The 16,589-nt window shown below is 75.0% G+C and carries 16 protein-coding genes and 1 pseudogene; 9 read left to right on the top strand and 8 right to left on the bottom strand.

What is annotated here, in order from left to right:
• The first annotated feature begins 171 nt into the window (after nt 1-171).
• From ACZ7LB_RS13960 to ACZ7LB_RS13950, 3 genes are all read left to right on the top strand, one after another.
• Complete coding sequence (locus ACZ7LB_RS13960; protein ID WP_471468027.1) at nt 172-1,899, top strand: S1C family serine protease; 1,728 nt, start codon at nt 172-174, stop codon at nt 1,897-1,899.
• A gap of 168 nt (nt 1,900-2,067) precedes the next feature.
• Nucleotides 2,068-2,514: a sec-independent translocase gene (locus ACZ7LB_RS13955; RefSeq protein ID WP_471467957.1), complete on the top strand. Its 447-nt coding sequence runs from the start codon at nt 2,068-2,070 to the stop codon at nt 2,512-2,514.
• Nucleotides 2,515-2,792: 278 nt separating this feature from the next.
• Nucleotides 2,793-3,464: a hypothetical protein gene (locus ACZ7LB_RS13950; protein ID WP_471467955.1), complete on the top strand. Its 672-nt coding sequence runs from the start codon at nt 2,793-2,795 to the stop codon at nt 3,462-3,464.
• Nucleotides 3,465-3,522: 58 nt separating this feature from the next.
• Here the strand turns inward: ACZ7LB_RS13950 and ACZ7LB_RS13945 are convergent, their stop codons facing one another.
• Genes ACZ7LB_RS13945 through ACZ7LB_RS13935 form a run of 3 tightly spaced genes read right to left on the bottom strand, consistent with a single transcriptional unit; the run spans nt 3,523 to nt 6,576 of the window.
• Nucleotides 3,523-4,656: an Mrp/NBP35 family ATP-binding protein gene (locus tag ACZ7LB_RS13945; RefSeq protein WP_161227228.1), complete on the bottom strand. Its 1,134-nt coding sequence runs from the start codon at nt 4,654-4,656 to the stop codon at nt 3,523-3,525.
• 44 nt (nt 4,657-4,700) lie between these two features.
• Nucleotides 4,701-5,303 (bottom strand): DUF1003 domain-containing protein, encoded by a 603-nt coding sequence (locus ACZ7LB_RS13940; RefSeq protein ID WP_471467953.1) that lies wholly within the window; start codon nt 5,301-5,303, stop codon nt 4,701-4,703.
• Entirely contained in the window at nt 5,293-6,576 is a 1,284-nt protein-coding gene (locus ACZ7LB_RS13935) for a magnesium transporter MgtE N-terminal domain-containing protein (protein WP_471467951.1), read from the bottom strand. Before ACZ7LB_RS13935 ends, ACZ7LB_RS13940 begins: the two co-directional genes overlap by 11 nt.
• Nucleotides 6,577-6,876: 300 nt before the next feature.
• Between ACZ7LB_RS13935 and ACZ7LB_RS13930 the strand changes: the two genes are divergently transcribed.
• Nucleotides 6,877-7,614 (top strand): hypothetical protein, encoded by a 738-nt coding sequence (locus tag ACZ7LB_RS13930; protein ID WP_471467949.1) that lies wholly within the window; start codon nt 6,877-6,879, stop codon nt 7,612-7,614.
• A 293-nt stretch (nt 7,615-7,907) separates the two neighbouring features.
• Here the strand turns inward: ACZ7LB_RS13930 and ACZ7LB_RS13925 are convergent, their stop codons facing one another.
• Nucleotides 7,908-8,423: a hypothetical protein gene (locus ACZ7LB_RS13925; protein ID WP_471467947.1), complete on the bottom strand. Its 516-nt coding sequence runs from the start codon at nt 8,421-8,423 to the stop codon at nt 7,908-7,910.
• A 24-nt stretch (nt 8,424-8,447) separates the two neighbouring features.
• Nucleotides 8,448-9,563, bottom strand: coding sequence for a magnesium and cobalt transport protein CorA (locus tag ACZ7LB_RS13920; RefSeq protein WP_471467945.1), 1,116 nt, complete (start codon nt 9,561-9,563; stop codon nt 8,448-8,450).
• Nucleotides 9,564-10,082: 519 nt separating this feature from the next.
• Here ACZ7LB_RS13920 and ACZ7LB_RS13915 point away from each other — a divergent pair.
• The 4 genes from ACZ7LB_RS13915 to ACZ7LB_RS13900 all read left to right on the top strand — a co-directional run bounded on the left by ACZ7LB_RS13915 (nt 10,083) and on the right by ACZ7LB_RS13900 (nt 13,346).
• Entirely contained in the window at nt 10,083-10,679 is a 597-nt protein-coding gene (locus ACZ7LB_RS13915) for a suppressor of fused domain protein (protein WP_471467943.1), read from the top strand.
• A gap of 110 nt (nt 10,680-10,789) precedes the next feature.
• Complete coding sequence (locus tag ACZ7LB_RS13910; protein WP_471467942.1) at nt 10,790-11,431, top strand: DUF6758 family protein; 642 nt, start codon at nt 10,790-10,792, stop codon at nt 11,429-11,431.
• Nucleotides 11,432-11,828: 397 nt separating this feature from the next.
• Nucleotides 11,829-12,686, top strand: a complete 858-nt coding sequence (locus ACZ7LB_RS13905; RefSeq protein ID WP_471467940.1) for a PHP domain-containing protein — start codon at nt 11,829-11,831, stop codon at nt 12,684-12,686.
• Nucleotides 12,687-12,740: 54 nt separating this feature from the next.
• Nucleotides 12,741-13,346 (top strand): MarC family protein, encoded by a 606-nt coding sequence (locus ACZ7LB_RS13900; RefSeq protein WP_471467938.1) that lies wholly within the window; start codon nt 12,741-12,743, stop codon nt 13,344-13,346.
• Nucleotides 13,347-13,426: 80 nt separating this feature from the next.
• On the opposite strand, the gene ACZ7LB_RS13895 is transcribed toward ACZ7LB_RS13900, so the two are convergent.
• Nucleotides 13,427-13,579 carry a hypothetical protein gene (locus tag ACZ7LB_RS13895; RefSeq protein WP_471467936.1) on the bottom strand — a complete coding sequence of 51 codons (153 nt, stop codon included), beginning with the start codon at nt 13,577-13,579 and terminating at the stop codon, nt 13,427-13,429.
• A 254-nt stretch (nt 13,580-13,833) separates the two neighbouring features.
• Here ACZ7LB_RS13895 and ACZ7LB_RS13890 point away from each other — a divergent pair, with 254 nt between their 5' ends.
• Nucleotides 13,834-14,730, top strand: a complete 897-nt coding sequence (locus ACZ7LB_RS13890; protein ID WP_471467934.1) for an NYN domain-containing protein — start codon at nt 13,834-13,836, stop codon at nt 14,728-14,730.
• Nucleotides 14,731-14,946: 216 nt separating this feature from the next.
• Here the strand turns inward: ACZ7LB_RS13890 and ACZ7LB_RS13885 are convergent, their stop codons facing one another.
• Nucleotides 14,947-15,840, bottom strand: a complete 894-nt coding sequence (locus tag ACZ7LB_RS13885; protein ID WP_471467932.1) for an alpha/beta fold hydrolase — start codon at nt 15,838-15,840, stop codon at nt 14,947-14,949.
• Nucleotides 15,841-16,106: 266 nt separating this feature from the next.
• Nucleotides 16,107-16,589: pseudogene (locus ACZ7LB_RS13880) on the bottom strand (DEAD/DEAH box helicase); the annotation flags it as partial.

Below are 16,589 nucleotides of genomic sequence, written 5' to 3'. Positions count from 1 at the left end.
GGGGCCCACACCCGCGAGGAGGCCGGCGCCCCCGCCCTCTCTGACCGGGCCTGCACCCCCGACGGGGCTCACGCCCCCGAGCCCGCCGCCCACACCCCCGACGGGGCCCCCGCCCCCGGCAGGACCCCCGCCCCCGACCCGGCAGGGTCCGGCACGGCAGGGTCCGCGCCCGTGGAGGCCCGGGTGCGGCCGCTGCACGACCCCGACCCCTACGGGACCCCTCCGTACGGCGAACCGGGCCCCTGGGCGCCCGCTCCGCCCGTGCAGCACCCCGGCGCGACCCCGGCCCACGGCACGGCCGTACCGCCGCCCCGCGCCGGCGCGGCCGCCGCCCCGCACCGGGGGCCCGGTCACGAGCCGCCCACGGCCCCCTCACCGGCCCTCCCGGCCCACGGCACGGCCGTACCGCCGCCCCGCGCCGGCGCGTCCGCCGCCCCGCACCGGGGGCCCGGTCACGAGCCGCCCACGGCCCCCTCACCGGCCCTCCCGGCCCACGGGGCGGCCGCGCCCCACCCCGCCCCGCACAGCCCCGCCGCCCACGGAGCGGCCCCCTACGGGACGGCCCCCTACGGCTCCGCCCCCGGCGGGGCGTCCGTCCCCGGCGCGCGGGCCGACCACGCCCCCCGTCCCGGCGCGCCCGTCGACGCCGCCCCCGCGCCCTCCGCCGCCCTCGCGGCGTCCGGTTCCGGGGCCGACCCCTGGGGCCGCTACGACCCCTGGGCCCCGGTGCCCGCCGGGCCGCTCCAGCACGGCGGCCCGGCGGAGCCGCCGCGGCGGCCCGTCCGGCGCCGGAGGGCGCTGCTCGGCGGCGCGCTGCTGATCGCCCTGGTCTCCGGCGGCGTCGGCGGCGGCATCGGCACCTATCTGGAACGCAACGGCGGCATCGGCACCGTGGAACTGCCGCAGGCCGGGCCCGAGCCCACCGGCAGGGCCCCGGACAGCGTGGCCGGGATCGCCGCGAGGGCCCTGCCCGGCGTCGTCACCCTGCACGTCAGCGGCGGCGGCTCCGCGGGCACCGGCACCGGGTTCGTCCTCGACGGCCGCGGCCACATCCTGACCAACAACCACGTCGTCGGGCGCGGCGGCCGGATCACCGTCACCTTCCACGGCGGCGACACCGCCGAGGCCACCGTCGTGGGCCGGGACAGCGGGTACGACCTGGCCGTCGTCAGGGTGCGCGGCGTGCGCGGGCTCACCCCCATGCCCCTCGGCAACTCCGACAACGTCCGGGTGGGCGACCCCGTCGTCGCCATCGGCGCCCCCTTCGACCTGGCCGGAACGGTCACCTCCGGCATCATCAGCGCCAAGGAGCGGCCCATCACGGCGGGCGGCGAGGAGGGCGACGGCAGCGACGTGTCCTACGTCGACGCGCTCCAGACCGACGCCCCCATCAACCCCGGCAACTCCGGCGGTCCCCTCCTGGACACCCGGGGCCGGGTCATCGGCATCAACTCCGCCATCCGCTCCGCGGGCAGTGGCAGCGGCGGTGGCAGCGGCGGCGGCTCCGGGAGCGGACAGGCCGGGTCGATAGGGCTCGGCTTCGCCATCCCGATCAACCAGGGCAAGCGCGTCGCCGAGGAGCTCATCAACACCGGCCGGGCCACCCACCCGGTCATCGGCCTCACCCTCGACATGGGCCACGACGGCGACGGCGCCCGCGTCGCCGACCGGGGCAGCGGCGGCGGCCCCGCGGTCACCCGGGGCGGCCCCGGCGCGCGGGCCGGGATCAGGGCCGGGGACGTCATCACCGCGGCCGACGGCCGACGCGTCCGCTCCGGCGAGGAACTGATCGTGCGGATCCGCTCCCACCGTCCCGGCGACCGGCTGGAAATCACCCTGGAACGCGACGGCCGCGAGACGAAGGTCTCACTCGTGCTCGGTTCCTCCGGCGGAGACTGACCGGAGGCCGCCGGCACCGGGGGATTCCCCGCCCGGCCCCGTCGAGGGGGCCGGGCAAACAACGTGGAAAGCCTTCGTCCGCACCTGTCCGGCGGGCCGGGGACAGTACCGGACGGGCGGGGTCGGCGGGTACGGTGGTTGCGGCCCGGACATCCCAAGGAGCTTCAGGTGTTCAATGACATAGGCGCACTAGAGCTGGTGACGCTCGTTGTCCTCGCCGTGCTCGTCTTCGGTCCGGACAAGCTCCCCAAGGTCATCCAGGACGTCTCCCGCATGATCCGCAAGGTGCGCGAGTTCTCCGACAGCGCCAAGCAGGACATCCGGCAGGAGCTGGGTCCCGAGTTCAAGGACTTCGAGTTCGAGGACCTCAACCCCAAGACGTTCCTGCGCAAGCAGCTCGACAACGACGAGCTGGGGCTCAAGGAGATCCGCAACGGCTTCGACCTGAAGAAGGAGATGGCCGAGGTCACCGACGCCGTGCACGGCCGCGACGGCGACGCCCGGAGCTCCTCCTCCCCGGACGCCGGGACGTCCGGCGAGCGGGTCGACATGACCAAGAAGCCCGAGCCCCGGGCCTCCGACGACCGGCCCCCGTTCGACAGCGACGCCACCTGACCCGGCCGCCGTCCGGCACGGACGGCGCCCGGTCCGCACCACCCGCCCCGCGCCGTCCGCACCGCCCGCGCTCCCCGCACCGCCGCCGCACGTGACGCGCCTCACACTCCGCACGGGCCCGCGCGCCACCCGAACACGGCGTCGACGTGCCCCGCGCGCCGGACGAGGTCCCGGCCGCCCGCACTCCTGTGGTTATGCTGCCGAGTTGTTGTGCGGAGCGGACGAGTGCGCCCGAAGGGGGGCGGGCCGTCGACGAGAGCGAGGAGGCGTCCGGGCACATGGAGACGACGAGCGCGGCGGTCGCACAGACGCCGTCCGCGGAGGACGGACCAGCGGTCCCCTCCGGCCGGCGGACGGCCGACGGCTATCTGCGGGCACCCTTCCCCTGGTACGGCCTCGACGAGGCGTTCACGGGCCGGCGCTGGCTGATGCAGGTCGGCACGGCCGCCGACGGAGGGATCGAGCACGGTTCCATCGGCCACGGCGACGAGCCGTCCGTGCGCAACGAGCACCTGGCCGGGGACGAGCAGGACGCCAAGGAGAAGTTCGCGGTCGTCGTGACCGTGGCCGCCAGCCCCTCCCGGCGCAGCGCCGACGGCACGGGCCTGCTGGAGGCCACCTCGGTCTCCTCGGCGGCCTGGCTGGCGGGCGTGGGGCTGCTGTCGTTCACCTGGCCCGGCCAGATGGACCACTCCCTGCGCGACGACTGGCTGGAGCAGCAGACCGAGACCGCCTGGGTGCTCGCCGACGACCTCGACGGAGCGGACTGGTCCACCCTGTCCCTGCCCGTCGACGGGGTGCCGACCGCCTTCCACTACCGGGAGTCCGCCTTCGGCTGGGTCCTCGCCGGCTCCACGGAACAGGGCGTCCACCTGGGGGCGTACGGCCGGGGCATGAGCGCCTACGGGCTCGCCTTCTCGGTCGTCGGGGACATCGCCGCCTACGCCTGACCGCCGCCGGCCCGCCGCCCGCCCCGGGACCCGGCCCCGGGGCGCACGGACCCGTCAGTCAGAACTTGTTCTTCGGGGTGATCCCCAGGGACAGCCCCGACAGCCCGCGCTGCCGTCCGCCCAGCTTGCCCGCGATGGAGCGCAGCGCCGCGCCCGCCGGGGAGGCGGCGTCGGACAGCACCACCGGCGTGCCCTCGTCGCCGCCCTCGCGCAGCCGCACGTCGATCGGGATGGAGCCGAGCACCGGCACGGTGGCGCCGGTGGTGCGGGTCAGCCCGTCCGCGACCATCTGGCCGCCGCCGGTGCCGAACACGTCGACCATCTCGCCGCAGTGCGGGCAGGGCAGGCCCGACATGTTCTCGACCACGCCGACGATCTTCTGATGGGTCTGCACCGCGATGGCGCCGGCCCGCTCGGCCACCTCGGCCGCCGCCTGCTGAGGCGTGGTCACCACCAGGATCTCCGCGTTCGGTACGAGCTGCGCCACGGAGATCGCGATGTCGCCGGTGCCGGGCGGCAGGTCCAGCAGCAGCACGTCCAGGTCGCCCCAGTACACGTCCGCGAGGAACTGCTGGAGCGCGCGGTGCAGCATCGGGCCGCGCCAGACCACCGGCGCGTTGCCCGGGGTGAACATGCCGATGGAGATGACCTTCACGCCGTGCGCCGAGGGCGGCATGATCATGTTCTCGACCTGGGTCGGCCGCCCGTCGGCGCCGAGCATGCGCGGCACCGAGTGGCCGTAGATGTCGGCGTCCACGACACCGACCTTCAGCCCGTCGGCCGCCATCGCCGCCGCCAGGTTCACCGTCACCGACGACTTGCCGACACCGCCCTTGCCGGACGCCACCGCGTACACCCGGGTGAGGTTGCCGGGCTTGGCGAACGGCACCTCGCGCTCGGCCTGGCCGCCGCGCAGCGCGGTGGCCAGCTCCCGGCGCTGCTCGTCGCTCATCACGTCCAGCTCGACGTCGACGCGGGTGACGCCGTCCACCCGGGCGACGGCGTCCCGCACGCCCTGGGTGATCGTCTCCCGCATCGGACAGCCGGAGACCGTCAGGTACACGGCGACCGCGACCGCTCCGTCCGCGCCGATGTCCACCGATTTGACCATTCCCAGCTCGGTGATGGGCCGGTTGATCTCGGGGTCGTTCACCGTCGCCAGTGCCTCGCGCACCGCGTCTTCCGTAGCCATGGCTACGATGGTACGGCTCCCGCCACGGAGGGTGGGAAGCCCCGTCACCGCTCGTGCGGATCCCGTCCGGCGGACCGTTCCGCGGGCGCCGTACCGTCCTGGCCGCGGTGGCCGTCCGACCGCTCCTCCAGCTCCCGGAACAGGTCCTGGAGCTCCGAGCGGATCCAGTCCCGGGTCGCCACCTCGCCCAGCCCGATGCGCAGGGCGGCGATCTCCCGCGTGAGGTACTCGGTGTCCGCGATCGACCGTTCGTTCTGCTTGCGGTCCTGCTCCAGATTGACCCGGTCCCGGTCGTCCTGCCGGTTCTGCGCCAGCAGGATCAGCGGCGCCGCGTAGGAGGCCTGGAGCGACAGGGCCAGCGTCAGGAAGATGAACGGGTACTCGTCGAACCGCAGCCCGCCCGGGGCCGCCACGTTCCACAGCACCCACAGGATGATGACGACCGTCATCCAGACGATGAACCGCCCGGTGCCCAGGAAGCGGGCCACGCGCTCCGAGAGGCGGCCGAAGGACTCCGGGTCCCACTCGGGCAGGAAGCGCCGGCGGGGCGGGCGCGGCTGGTCCAGCCGGGCACCGCGCGGCCGGGAGGCCGCCGTGGCCCCGGCGGGCACCCGCTCGCGGCCCGTCGTCTCGCGCTCAGGCCCCATCGGCGCCCACCTCCTCGTCCAGGTGGTACTCGGTCTCCCGCCAGTCCTCGGGCAGCATGTGGTCCAGGACGTCGTCCACGGTGACCGCGCCCAGCAGCGCCCCGGACTCGTCGACCACCGGCGCCGCCACCATGTCGTACGTGGCGAAGAACCCGGCGACCACCGGCAGCGCGGCGTCCGGCTCCAGGGGCTGGAGGCCGTCGTCGATGATCGAGCCGACCTGGGTGTAGGGCGGATCGCGCAGCAGCCGCTGGAAGTGCACCGTCCCCAGGTACTTGCCGGTCGGCGTCTCGTCGGGCGGGCGGCAGACGTAGACCTGCGCGGCGTGCGCCGGGGAGAGGTCGGGGTTGCGGATGCGGGCCAGGGCGTCGGCGACGGTCGCGTCGGGCCGCAGCACGATCGGCTCGGTCGTCATCAGACCGCCGGCGGTGTGCTCCTCGTACGCCATCAGCCGCCGCATGTCGGCCGCGTCGGCGGGTTTCATCAGGCTCAGCAGCCGCTCCTTGTCCACCTCGGGCAGCTCACCGAGCAGGTCGGCGGCGTCGTCCGGGTCCATCGCCTCCAGGACGTCGGCGGCGCGCTGCTCGGCGAGCTTGCCGAGGATCTCGATCTGGTCGTCCTCGGGCAGCTCCTCCAGCACGTCGGCCAGCCGGTCGTCGTCGAGGGCGGCGGCGACCTCGGCGCGGCGCTTGGCGGACAGGTGGTGCAGGACGTTGGCGAGGTCGGCGGGGCGGAGCTGCTCGAAGGTGGCGAGCAGGTTCTCGGCGCCCTGTCCGTGCTCCTCCAGGGAGAAGCCGGTCACCCCGGACCACTCGACGGTCAGCGTCTCGCCCCGGGCCCGGCGGAAGGCACCGCCCTTCCGGCCCCGGCGGACGAAGACCTTGTCGATCTCCCACTCCCGGCGGGCGGGGAGCTGGCGCACCGACAGGTCCAGGACGGTGACCTCCTCGCCGGCGTCGATCAGGGTGACCCGGCGGTCCAGGAGCTCGCCGAAGACGAGGCGCTCGGTGGGCCGCTGCTCGAACCGGCGGACGTTGACCACGCCGGTGGTGATGACCTGGCCGGACTCGACCCCGGTGACCCGGGTCATGGGCAGGAAGATCCGGCGGCGGTTGGAGAGTTCGACGACCAGGCCGAGCACGCGCGGGGGCCTGCGGCCGACCCGGAACATGACGACCAGATCGCGCACCCGGCCCACCTGGTCGCCGGCCGGGTCGAAGACGGCGATGCCGGAGAGGTGGGAGACGAAGATCCGGGGGGCGCCCGCTGCCATGGCCGCGGCTCCTTTTCGTGCGTTCGTGGTCGGTGGGGCCTGTCGCGTACCGCGTCGTACCGCGTCCCTCCAGGGTTGCCCGCTCCGACGGGCTTCAGGCTAGCCCGTCGCGAACCGGACCGCCCAGGGCGGCCTGGTCCGGACGGACCGGCTCCGCCCGGTGCCCGCCCGCCCGGTACGCTGCCGTACGCCGCTCGGGCCCCGGGCCCGGGCCCGGCGGTCCCGGCCGGTCCGCGCCCGGCGGCGCCCCGCCGTCCGCCGCCCTCCCGACGGCCGCCCGTCCGCTCAGAAAGGCCCTCCGTGACTGCGACACCCCGGCGCCGAATCCGCAGGGCCGCCGTGCTGGGCACGCTGTGCGCCGCACTGGCCGGGGCGGGACTGACGGGCTGCGGGGGCGGCGAGGACCCGGACGCGGGGACCAACGGCGTCGGGAAGCTCCCGGCAGCCGAGATCCACACCAAGGCCCGCGCCGCGGCCCGCGCCGCCGGGACGGTGCGGCTGCACGGGACGGTGGAGGCCGGCGGCGCCACCTACACCCTCGACATGCGGCTGAAGTCCGACGGCGGCACCGGGTCGGTGGCCGTGAAGGGGGCGACCTTCCGGCTGCTGCGGATCGCCGACCAGCTCTACCTCAAGGCCGACGCAGGTTTCTGGACCCATGACGGCGGCGACGAGTCGGCGGCCGGGAAGCTGGCCGACAAGTACGTGAAGGTGCCCCAGGGCGACCCGGCCTACCAGCGGTTCAGCGGCTTCACGGACAAGGACCTGCTGCTCGACGGGCTGCTGACCCTGCACGGCACGGTGGACAAGGACGGCCGCCACGAACAGGGCGGCGTCCGGACCGTCCGCATCACCGGCGACGGGGGCGACGGCGGCTCCCTGGACGTCTCCCTGGAGGGCACCCCCTACCCGCTGCGCCTGGTCCGCGCGGGCCGGGCGGGCACCCTCGGCCTCTCCGACTGGAACAAGCCCTTCCCCCTGGAGGAGCCCGCCGAGGCGGACACCCTGGACTACGGCAAGCAACTCCCCACGACCTGACCCTGTGTCCGGGCGGAGCGCCCGCGGCTCCCGGCGTCCACGGCCCCGTGCGAGGGCGCGCACGGCGTGCACGGCGCGCGGAGCCCGGTCCTCAGGGGTTCGTGCCAGGGCCGCCCACGGTCACCGGGCCCCGGCTCCCACGGCCCCGCCCCCGCCCGCACGGCGGCGCCTCGCGCCCGGTCCTCGCGCCGCGCCCGCTTCCATGGCGCGCCTGCCTCCGCGGCACGCCTGCCTCCGCGGCACGCCTGCCTCCGCGGCGCTCCCGCCTCCGCGGCGCGCCCGCGCCCGGCGGGCTACCGGCGTCCGCGCCGACGCCGCAGCAGCAGACGGGGCAGCCCGGCCGGAGCGGGCTCACGGGTGGTGGCCGGGGTCGGCAGCGGGGGCCCGGCCAGCGCGTCCGTCGGCAGGGCGGCGGTTTCGCCGGTCGGCTCCAGCCGCAGCACCCGGCACTCACGGGCCCAGCGGGCGGTCATCGCCTCGCCGTCGGGGGCGTTGAGCCGCTTGCCCTTCAGCTCCGCCACGGCCGCCTCCCACGCCTCGGTGCCGGGGGTCCGCTCCACCACCCGGGCCGTCCAGGAGACCAGCCGGCCGCCCTTGTCCTTGCTGCGCACCGTGACCTCGGCGCTGCCCCCGTCGGCCAGGCCCGGCAGCGGCTGCTCCCCGGGGCCGTCGCCGACGACGCAGGCGGCGCCCTCGTGCCAGACGTGCCACAGCGGCCGGGCGGCCGTCCCGGGCCCGCTGACCCAGATGAGGCCGGACTTCTTGGTGGCCTCCTCGACGAGGGCCTGGTCGAGCAGCTCGGTTGTCATGCCGTCAGCCTATCGAGGGGCCGCTCAGAGCCAGCCGTTGCGCTTGAGCGTGCGGTGGATGCCCAGGCAGATGCCCACGATGACGGTGAGTGCGACCGGGTAGCTGTAGCGCCAGTGCAGCTCCGGCATGTAGTCGAAGTTCATCCCGTACACCCCGCACACCATCGTGGGCACGGCGATGATCGCGGCCCAGGAGGTGATCTTGCGCATGTCCTCGTTCTGCGCGACCGACGCCTGGGCGAGGTTGGCCTGGAGGATGGAGTTGAGCAGTTCGTCGAAGCCGGTGACCTGCTCCTGGACCCGGGCCACGTGGTCCGCGACGTCCCGGAAGTACGTCTGGATCTCCGGGTCGATCAGCCGCATGGGCCGCTCGCTGAGGAGCTGCATGGGCCGCAGCAGCGGCGCCACCGCCCGCTTGAACTCCAGCACCTCGCGCTTGAGCTGGTAGATGCGGCCGGCGTCGGTGCCGCGCGGGGTGCCCTTGCGGCCCGGCGAGAACACCTCCGTCTCGACCTCGTCGATGTCGAGCTGCACGGCGTCGGCGACGGCGATGTAGCCGTCCACGACGTGGTCGGCGATGGCGTGCAGCACCGCGGACGGGCCCTTGACCAGCAGCTCCGGGTCCTCCTCCAGCCGGTGCCGCAGCGTCCGCAGCGAGCCCTGGCCGCCGTGCCGGACGGTGATGAGGAAGTCCCGTCCGGTGAAGCACATGACCTCGCCGGTCTCGACGACCTCGCTGTTGGGGCTGACCTGGTCGTGGTCGAGGTAGTGGACGGTCTTGAAGACGGTGAACAGGGAGTCGTCGTAGCGCTCCAGCTTGGGCCGCTGGTGGGCCTGGACGGCGTCCTCCACGGCCAGCGGGTGCAGCCCGAACTCCCGGGCGATGCCGGCGAACTCGTCCTCGGTCGGTTCGTGCAGCCCGATCCACACGAAGCCGCCGTCGCGGCGTACCCGGCGCAGCGCCCGGTGCGGGCTCAGCGGCTCCTCGGCGGGCAAGCGGCGGCCGTCGCGGTAGACGGCGCAGTCGACGACGGCGGAGACCGTCCCCGGATCGCCGACGGGGTCGTAGGCGCCGCCGTCCCGGTGCGGGGTGACGCGGGACGGGCGGACCGCGGCGCGCAGGTCACGGATCATCGACATGACGGGCTCCTTCGCGACAGGCAGCGAGCGTGCCGGCGGCGGGTGGAACCACCCGGAATGAGGACGTCCTGTCCACGCGTGTGCGGCGCGTCCACAAAGCGGGGGGCACCGCACCGTCGCGGTGGCCGGCTTCACTGCTGATTCAGCTGCTGTTGCGGGCAGACGGATCAGGCAATACGAGACGGAATGCTCTTCCGTGGAAGGGCGCGCGAACGCGGGGCGGCGACGGGAGGAACCGGGGCGGGCGAATCCGGGGCTGTCGCGTCAGCGGCGGGAAGAGCGAGTGGTACTGCACGGTCGACTTCGGTCCATGCCGCCCACCTCCTCCGGCCGGTCCCCCGTGGGGGACGATCGATCCCCCCGTGTTTGAGGGGGTTCCCCGTAGGGGAGTGTTCACAGGGTCGGGAGCTCGATCGCGACGCTTCTGCGTGCTGCCCCGAACCGCTGGGCAAGAGTACCAGTCACCCGGCGTGTCAAGGTGACGCTTTGCCACGTCCTGACGAGACCTATGCTCGCCGCATGGTTGACGTTCTTCCTCTGGTCGAGGCCCGGTTGCGCGCCGCGCTGGGCGAACCGGACGCGCGCGCGGCGGTCACCTTCCTCGGCGCCGACCGCGTCGAGGTCCTGCGCTTCCCGGCCGCCGCACCGGAGGGCGCCCTCGTCCGCTACGCCACGCTCGGCATGTCCGCGCAGCCCATGGCGGACCCCACGGCGATGGTGGCCGATCCGGTCGCGGGCCCCCGCGCCGAGCTGGTCCTCTCCGTCCGGGCCGGGGCGGCCGACACCGACCGGGTGCTCCGCCCGCTCGCCGTGCTCGCGGCGTCCCCCCAGGTGGAGGGGGTGGTCGTGGCCCCCGGGGCGTCGCTGGACGTGGGGGAGCCGCTGTGGCCGGGCGCCCCCTTCACCTCGGTGCTGGTGGCCGAGCCGGGCGGCCTGGTCGAGGACCTGGCGCTGGAGGCCCCGCTGGACCCGGTCCGGTTCCTGCCGCTGCTGCCGATGACGCCCAACGAGGCGGCCTGGAAGCGCGTGCACGGCGGGCAGGCCCTCCAGGAGCGCTGGCTGACCCGCGGCACCGACCTGCGCGACCCGCTGCGGGCGGGCGTCGCCCTGGAGTGACGCATCTCACGGGCGGCTTCCCGGCGCCGCGCGCGGGTCCGGGAGCCGCCCCGTGCCGGACGGGTGATCGTCCTTGACGCGCGCGGGCCGGGGTAGGACCGTGGGGCCCTATGAGGGGCGAACCCAGTTGCCCGAAGTGCGGTGGCCGGGTCAGGGCTCCCGGTCTCTTCCGTGATTCCTGGCAGTGCGCCGTCCACGGGACCGTCCATCCGGTGCAGCCGTTGATACCGCCCGGTGTCGAGGCGCTCGGCGTCGTGGTGCACCGCACCCGGGTGCCCGTCTGGATGCCGTGGCCGCTGCCGGTCGGCTGGCTGTTCACCGGTGTGGCCTGCGCGGGCGACGACCGCAGCGGCGGCCGGGCCACCGCCGTGGCCTGCTCGGGGCCGGGTCCGCTCGGCGGCCGGGGCGAGCTGATCCTGGTGGCCGAGGAACTCGGCGTCGGCCTCGGCGCCCGCTACGCCGGGCTGGACGCCCCCGACCCGGGCCCGTACCTGGACGTCGGCGGGCCCCCGGAGGCCAAGGTGCTGGCGGCCGGCCGCCCCGCCCCCCTCTGGAACGTCACCGGTGCCCCGCCGGACCGCGCCGTCTTCGCCGGGGAGGCCCTCGGGATCTGGCTCTGGGCCGTCGTCTGGCCCGAGCGGTCGGGGCTGCTGATGTACGACGAGCTGGTGCTGACCGATCTGCGGGACGCCGGCGCCGAGGTGGAACTGGTGCCGTGCGGGGCGTTGTCGCCCCGGCTGCTCCAGCCGTAGCCCCGCCGCCGGGACCGGACCGTGGTTCCCGGCCCGGGGCCCGGTGGGGTTCGCGCCCGGGAGCCGGTCGCGGTCCTGCCCAGTTGTGGCCCCGTCCGGTCCGGTCGCTGTCCTGCCCGGTCGTGGCCCCGTCCGGTCCGGTCGCGGTCCGGTCTCCGGCGTGGTGACCCGGCCGGGAGGCGGTGCGGCGCCGGCCGGCCCCCGCCGCGGACCGCCGCGCGGTCCGGAGGGTGGCCGGGGGACCGGCGGCGCGGGGCGGGGCCCGTGGCGTGCCGCGGGGGAGAGCGCGGTGGCCGGTAGGGGGCGCACCTCGGCTTCGGGGGTGACCGGAGGGCCGGAATCTCCGGTTATCCTGAAGCGTCCCCGTCCGTCCCCGTCACCGTCTGGAGTCAGCGTCGTGCGCATCGATCTGCACACCCACTCCACCGCGTCCGACGGCACGGACACCCCCGCCGAGCTGGTGCGCAACGCCGCCGCGGCGGGACTGGACGTCGTCGCGCTCACCGACCACGACACCACCCGGGGCCACGCCGAGGCGATCGCCGCGCTGCCCGAGGGGCTGACCCTGGTCACCGGCGCCGAGCTGTCCTGCCGCCTCGACGGCGTGAGCATGCACATGCTCGCCTACCTCTTCGACCCCGAGGAGCCCGCCCTGCTCGCCGAGCGCGAGCTGGTCCGGGACGACCGGGTGCCCCGCGCCCGCGCCATGGTCGCCCGGCTCAACGAGCTGGGCGTGCCGGTCACCTGGGAGCAGGTGGCCCGGATCGCCGGGGACGGCTCGGTCGGCCGCCCGCACGTGGCGTCCGCGCTGGTCGAGCTGGGCGTCGTGCCCACGGTGAACGACGCCTTCACCGCCGACTGGCTGGCCGACGGCGGCCGGGCCCATGTGGAGAAGCACGAGACCGACCCCTTCGAGGCCATCCGGCTGATCAAGGGCGCGGGCGGCGTCGCCGTCTTCGCCCACCCGGCCGCCGCCAAGCGGGGCCGCACGGTGCCGGAGTCCGCGATAGCCGGGCTGGCCGCCGCCGGTCTGGACGGTATCGAGGTCGACCACATGGACCACGACGCCCCGACCCGCGCCCGGCTCCGGGGCCTCGCCGGGGAGCTGGGGCTCCTGGTGACCGGGTCCAGCGACTACCACGGCAGCCGGAAGACCTGTGTGCCCGGCGAGTACACCACCGACCCCGAGGTGTACGGCGAGATCACCCGACGGGCGTTCGGCGCGTTCCCCGTGCCCGGAGCCGGCGGGGCCTGAGCCCCCGACCGCGCCCGCCCCCCTTCCCTCCTCCGCAAGGCCAGTAGCACAACCATGTTCGACGTCGCCGTCTTCGGCTCCCTCTTCCTGACCCTGTTCGTCATCATGGATCCCCCCGGGATCACCCCGATCTTCCTCGCGCTCACCGCCGGACGGCCCGCCAAGGTCCAGCGGCGGATGGCGTTCCAGGCGGTCTGCGTGGCGGGCGGGGTCATCACCGTCTTCGGACTGCTCGGGCACCAGATCCTCGACTACTTGCACGTGTCAGTGCCCGCGCTGATGATCGCGGGCGGACTGCTGCTCCTGCTGATCGCCCTGGACCTGCTCACCGGCAAGACCGACGAGCCGAAGCAGACCAAGGACGTCAACGTCGCCCTCGTGCCGCTGGGCATGCCGCTGCTGGCCGGGCCCGGCGCCATCGTGTCGGTCATCCTGGCGGTGCAGAAGGCCGACAGCGTGGCGACTCAGGTGTCGGTGTGGACCGCGATCCTCGCCATCCACGTCGTGCTCTGGCTGGTCATGCGGTACTCGCTGCTGATCATCCGGGTCATCAAGGACGGCGGCGTGGTGCTGGTGACCCGGCTGGCGGGCATGATGCTCTCCGCCATCGCCGTGCAGCAGATCATCAACGGCGTCACCCAGGTCGTCCGGGGCGCCTGACCCCGGGCCGGCACGGCAACGGGGCCCCCGCGCGGCGTCGGCCGCGCCGGGGGCCCCGGACGTTGTGCAGAGGTCGCGCGCTACAAGACCGAGCCGTCGGCGGGGCGGATCCACAGGCGCTGCCCTATGGCGGCTGCCTGCTGGACGATTCGGTTGACGGAGGCGGCGTCCACGACGGTCGTGTCCACGGGGGTCCCGTCGACGTCGTCGAGTCGCATCACTTCGAAGTGCATGGCCTCTCCCTTGATCTGGTCATCCTCCTGAGGAGAACTACTGAACGGGGCTCCCGGGTCGTCGGTGCCCGGGTCGCCACAGGGATCAACGAGCTGCATGATGCAAACATTCCCTACGCTAAGGAAATTTTTCAACCATCTAATTACCAACCGGTAAGTCACCTTCGGTGATCATGCTGTTTCGACTGGTGTTCCGTACAAGACTGACCGGGACCGGTTGTGTTCGTACAGTGACCGCCGGGACAATGGAGGCGATGAACGACGACCTCGCCCCCCTCAACGCCCGCATCGACCGGACCAACGAGCTGCTGCGGCGCGTCCTCGCCGAGGTGGCGAGGACGCCCTCCACGCACGCGATCTTCGTCGACGCCGGGTACCTCTACGCGGCCGCCGGGCGGCTCGCGGCGGGCACCGAGGACCGCAGGTCCTTCGACCTGGACACCGAGGGGCTGATCGAGGCGCTCATCGACCGGGCCCGCTCCGTCTTCGCCGACAGCCGGCTGCTCCGCCTCTACTGGTACGACGGCGCCCGGCGCCGCATACACACCACCGAGCAGCAGTCCATCGCGGAACTCCCCGACGTCAAGGTGCGGCTCGGCAACCTCAACGCGAACAACCAGCAGAAGGGCGTCGACTCGCTGATCCGCACCGACCTGGAGTCCCTCGCCCGGCACCGCGCGATCAGCGACGCGGCGCTGCTCGGCGGCGACGAGGACCTCGTCCCTGCGGTCGAGGCGGCCCAGGGCTACGGCGCCCGCGTGCACCTCTGGGGCATCGAGGCGCCCGAGGGCCGCAACCAGGCCGAGCCCCTGCTCTGGGAGGTCGACAGCCAGCGCACCTTCGACCTGGACTTCTTCAAGCCCTACGTCTCCCGCCGCACCACCCAGCCGCACGACGCCACCGGCACGGACCGGCCCACCCGCGAGGACGTGCGCTTCGTCGGCGCCCGGATCGCCGCCACCTGGCTGTCGGCCCGGGGGCGCGAGGCCCTGGTGGAGCTGCTCCCCGGCCACCCCTATCTGCCCGGCCCCGTCGACCAGGATCTCCTGGTGGAGGCGGAGGGCCTGCTCCAGTACTCGCTGCGCGGTCACGCGGACCTGCGCCGCGCCCTGCGGGACGGCTTCTGGGAGCACCTCCAGGCACAGTACTGAGAGGGCCGGCCCGGCAGCGCGCGGGGCCGTGCGGCAGCGTGCCGGATCGGTGGCGCGCCGGTCCGGGCGCGGAGGCCCCGGCCGTGGCGTCCGGAGGGCCGCGAGGGCCCGCTGCGGAGGCCGGTCACCCGGCCCGCGACGGAGGCCGCCCGCGCGGGCCCGCCATGGCGTCCGGCCGTGGGAACCGCCCGCGGCGGTCGGCCCCGAGGGCCCGGTCTACGGGGTCCGGGGCGGGCGTCCCGCGGTGATGTCGTCCCAGAAGCCGGCCAGGGCGTCGGCGGTCGGCTCCGGCCGGTCGGTGTTGGGGGAGTGGCCCGCCCCGGCGACGACGGTCCGGCGCGCGCCCAGGCGTACGGCCATCTCGTCCAGCGACGGCACGGGCCAGGTGTCGTCCTCCTCCCCGGACACCACGTGGCAGGGCAGCCCCGTGGCGGCCAGTTCGGCCACCCGGTCCGGCTCCGTGCACAACTGCCGCCCCGTGGCGATCAGTTGCGCCGGGGCCGTGCCGACCCAGCGCTCGCGCAGCCGCCCGGGCTCACCGGCGGTGCCGGGGGCGGGGTCGCCGATCTCCTCCGGCGGCTCCAGCGCCTGGACGACGTCCCAGACGGCGGCCATCGTCATGGTGCCGAGCGCGTCCCGGAGCAGCTTCACGCGCTGCCGCTGCGAGACGGAGATCTGCGCCGGGCCGGAGGACATCAGCGTGAGCGAGACGAAGGGGGCGGGGTCGAGCAGCACGGCCGCCCGGGCGATCTGGCCGCCGAGCGAGTGCCCCAGCAGATGCGCGGGCGCGCCGAGCGCGTCGGCCAGCGCGAGCACGTCCCGGGCCAGCTCCTCCTGGGCGTAGGCCGACTCGTCGTGCTCGGGCCCGCCGGTCTCGTACTGCCCCCGCCCGTCCACCGCGACCGTGCGGTAGCCGCGGGCTCCGAGCGGCCCGTGCAGCAGGGTGAAGTCCTCCTTGCTCCCCGTGAAGCCGGGCAGCATCAGCACCGTCCCCCGGGGTCCGGCACCTGCCGCCGGGGGTGAGTCGACGACGGCGAAGGCCCCGCGCGCGGTGCGCAGGCGGTGGGCGCGGGCATCGGGGGGCGGGGCGAAGACGGCGTTCCTGCTCACGCGGCGAGCGTAGCCGGGCCGAGCGGTGATCACCGGGGGAAAGCGGTGCCGGACGGGGCGATGCGGGCGCCTGGCGGGGGGTTCGGGTGCCGGGCGGGGTCCGTTTGTTCGGGTGCCGGGTGCCGGGTGCCGGGTGCCGGGTGCCGGGTGCCGGGTGGCGCGGGTGCGGGCGGGTGCGCGCTGGTGCGCCGGGAGGGAAAGCCGTCGGCCCGGCCCCGCTGGGTGGCGGGACCGGGCCGACGGTGTGGGTGCGCGGGCGGCGCGGATCAGCTCTCGACCGGCTCCGCGGGCTGCGCGACGGCCGCGGCCGTCTTCCGGGTGCGGCGCGCCTTCGGCTTCTCCTCGGCCGCGTCGGCGGGGGCCTCGGCGGTCGCGGCGGCCTTGCGGGTCCGGCGACGGGGCGCGGTCTCCGGCTCCTGGGCGGCCTGGGCGGGGATGTCGGCCGGGGCCTCGGTGGCGGTCTCGGCGGTGGCCGTGGCCTTGCGGGTGCGGCGGCGGGGCTTGGCCTCGGTGCCCTCGGCGGTGTCCACGGCCGCTTCGGCGGCTTCGGCCGCCCTGGTGGCCGCGGTCTTCCGCGTGCGGCGCGGCTTGGCCTCCTCGGCCGCCGCCTCCGGGGCCTCGGTGGCGGTCTCGGCGGTGGCCGTGGCCTTGCGGGTGCGGCGGCGGGGCTTGGCCTCGGTGCCCTCGGCGGTGTCCACGGCCGTCTCGGCGGCTTCGGCCGCCCTGGTGGCCGCGGTCTTCCGCGTCCG

Source organism: Streptomyces sp. NPDC107521 (assembly GCF_055598485.1).
This window is presented reverse-complemented; position numbering and strand designations above follow the sequence as displayed.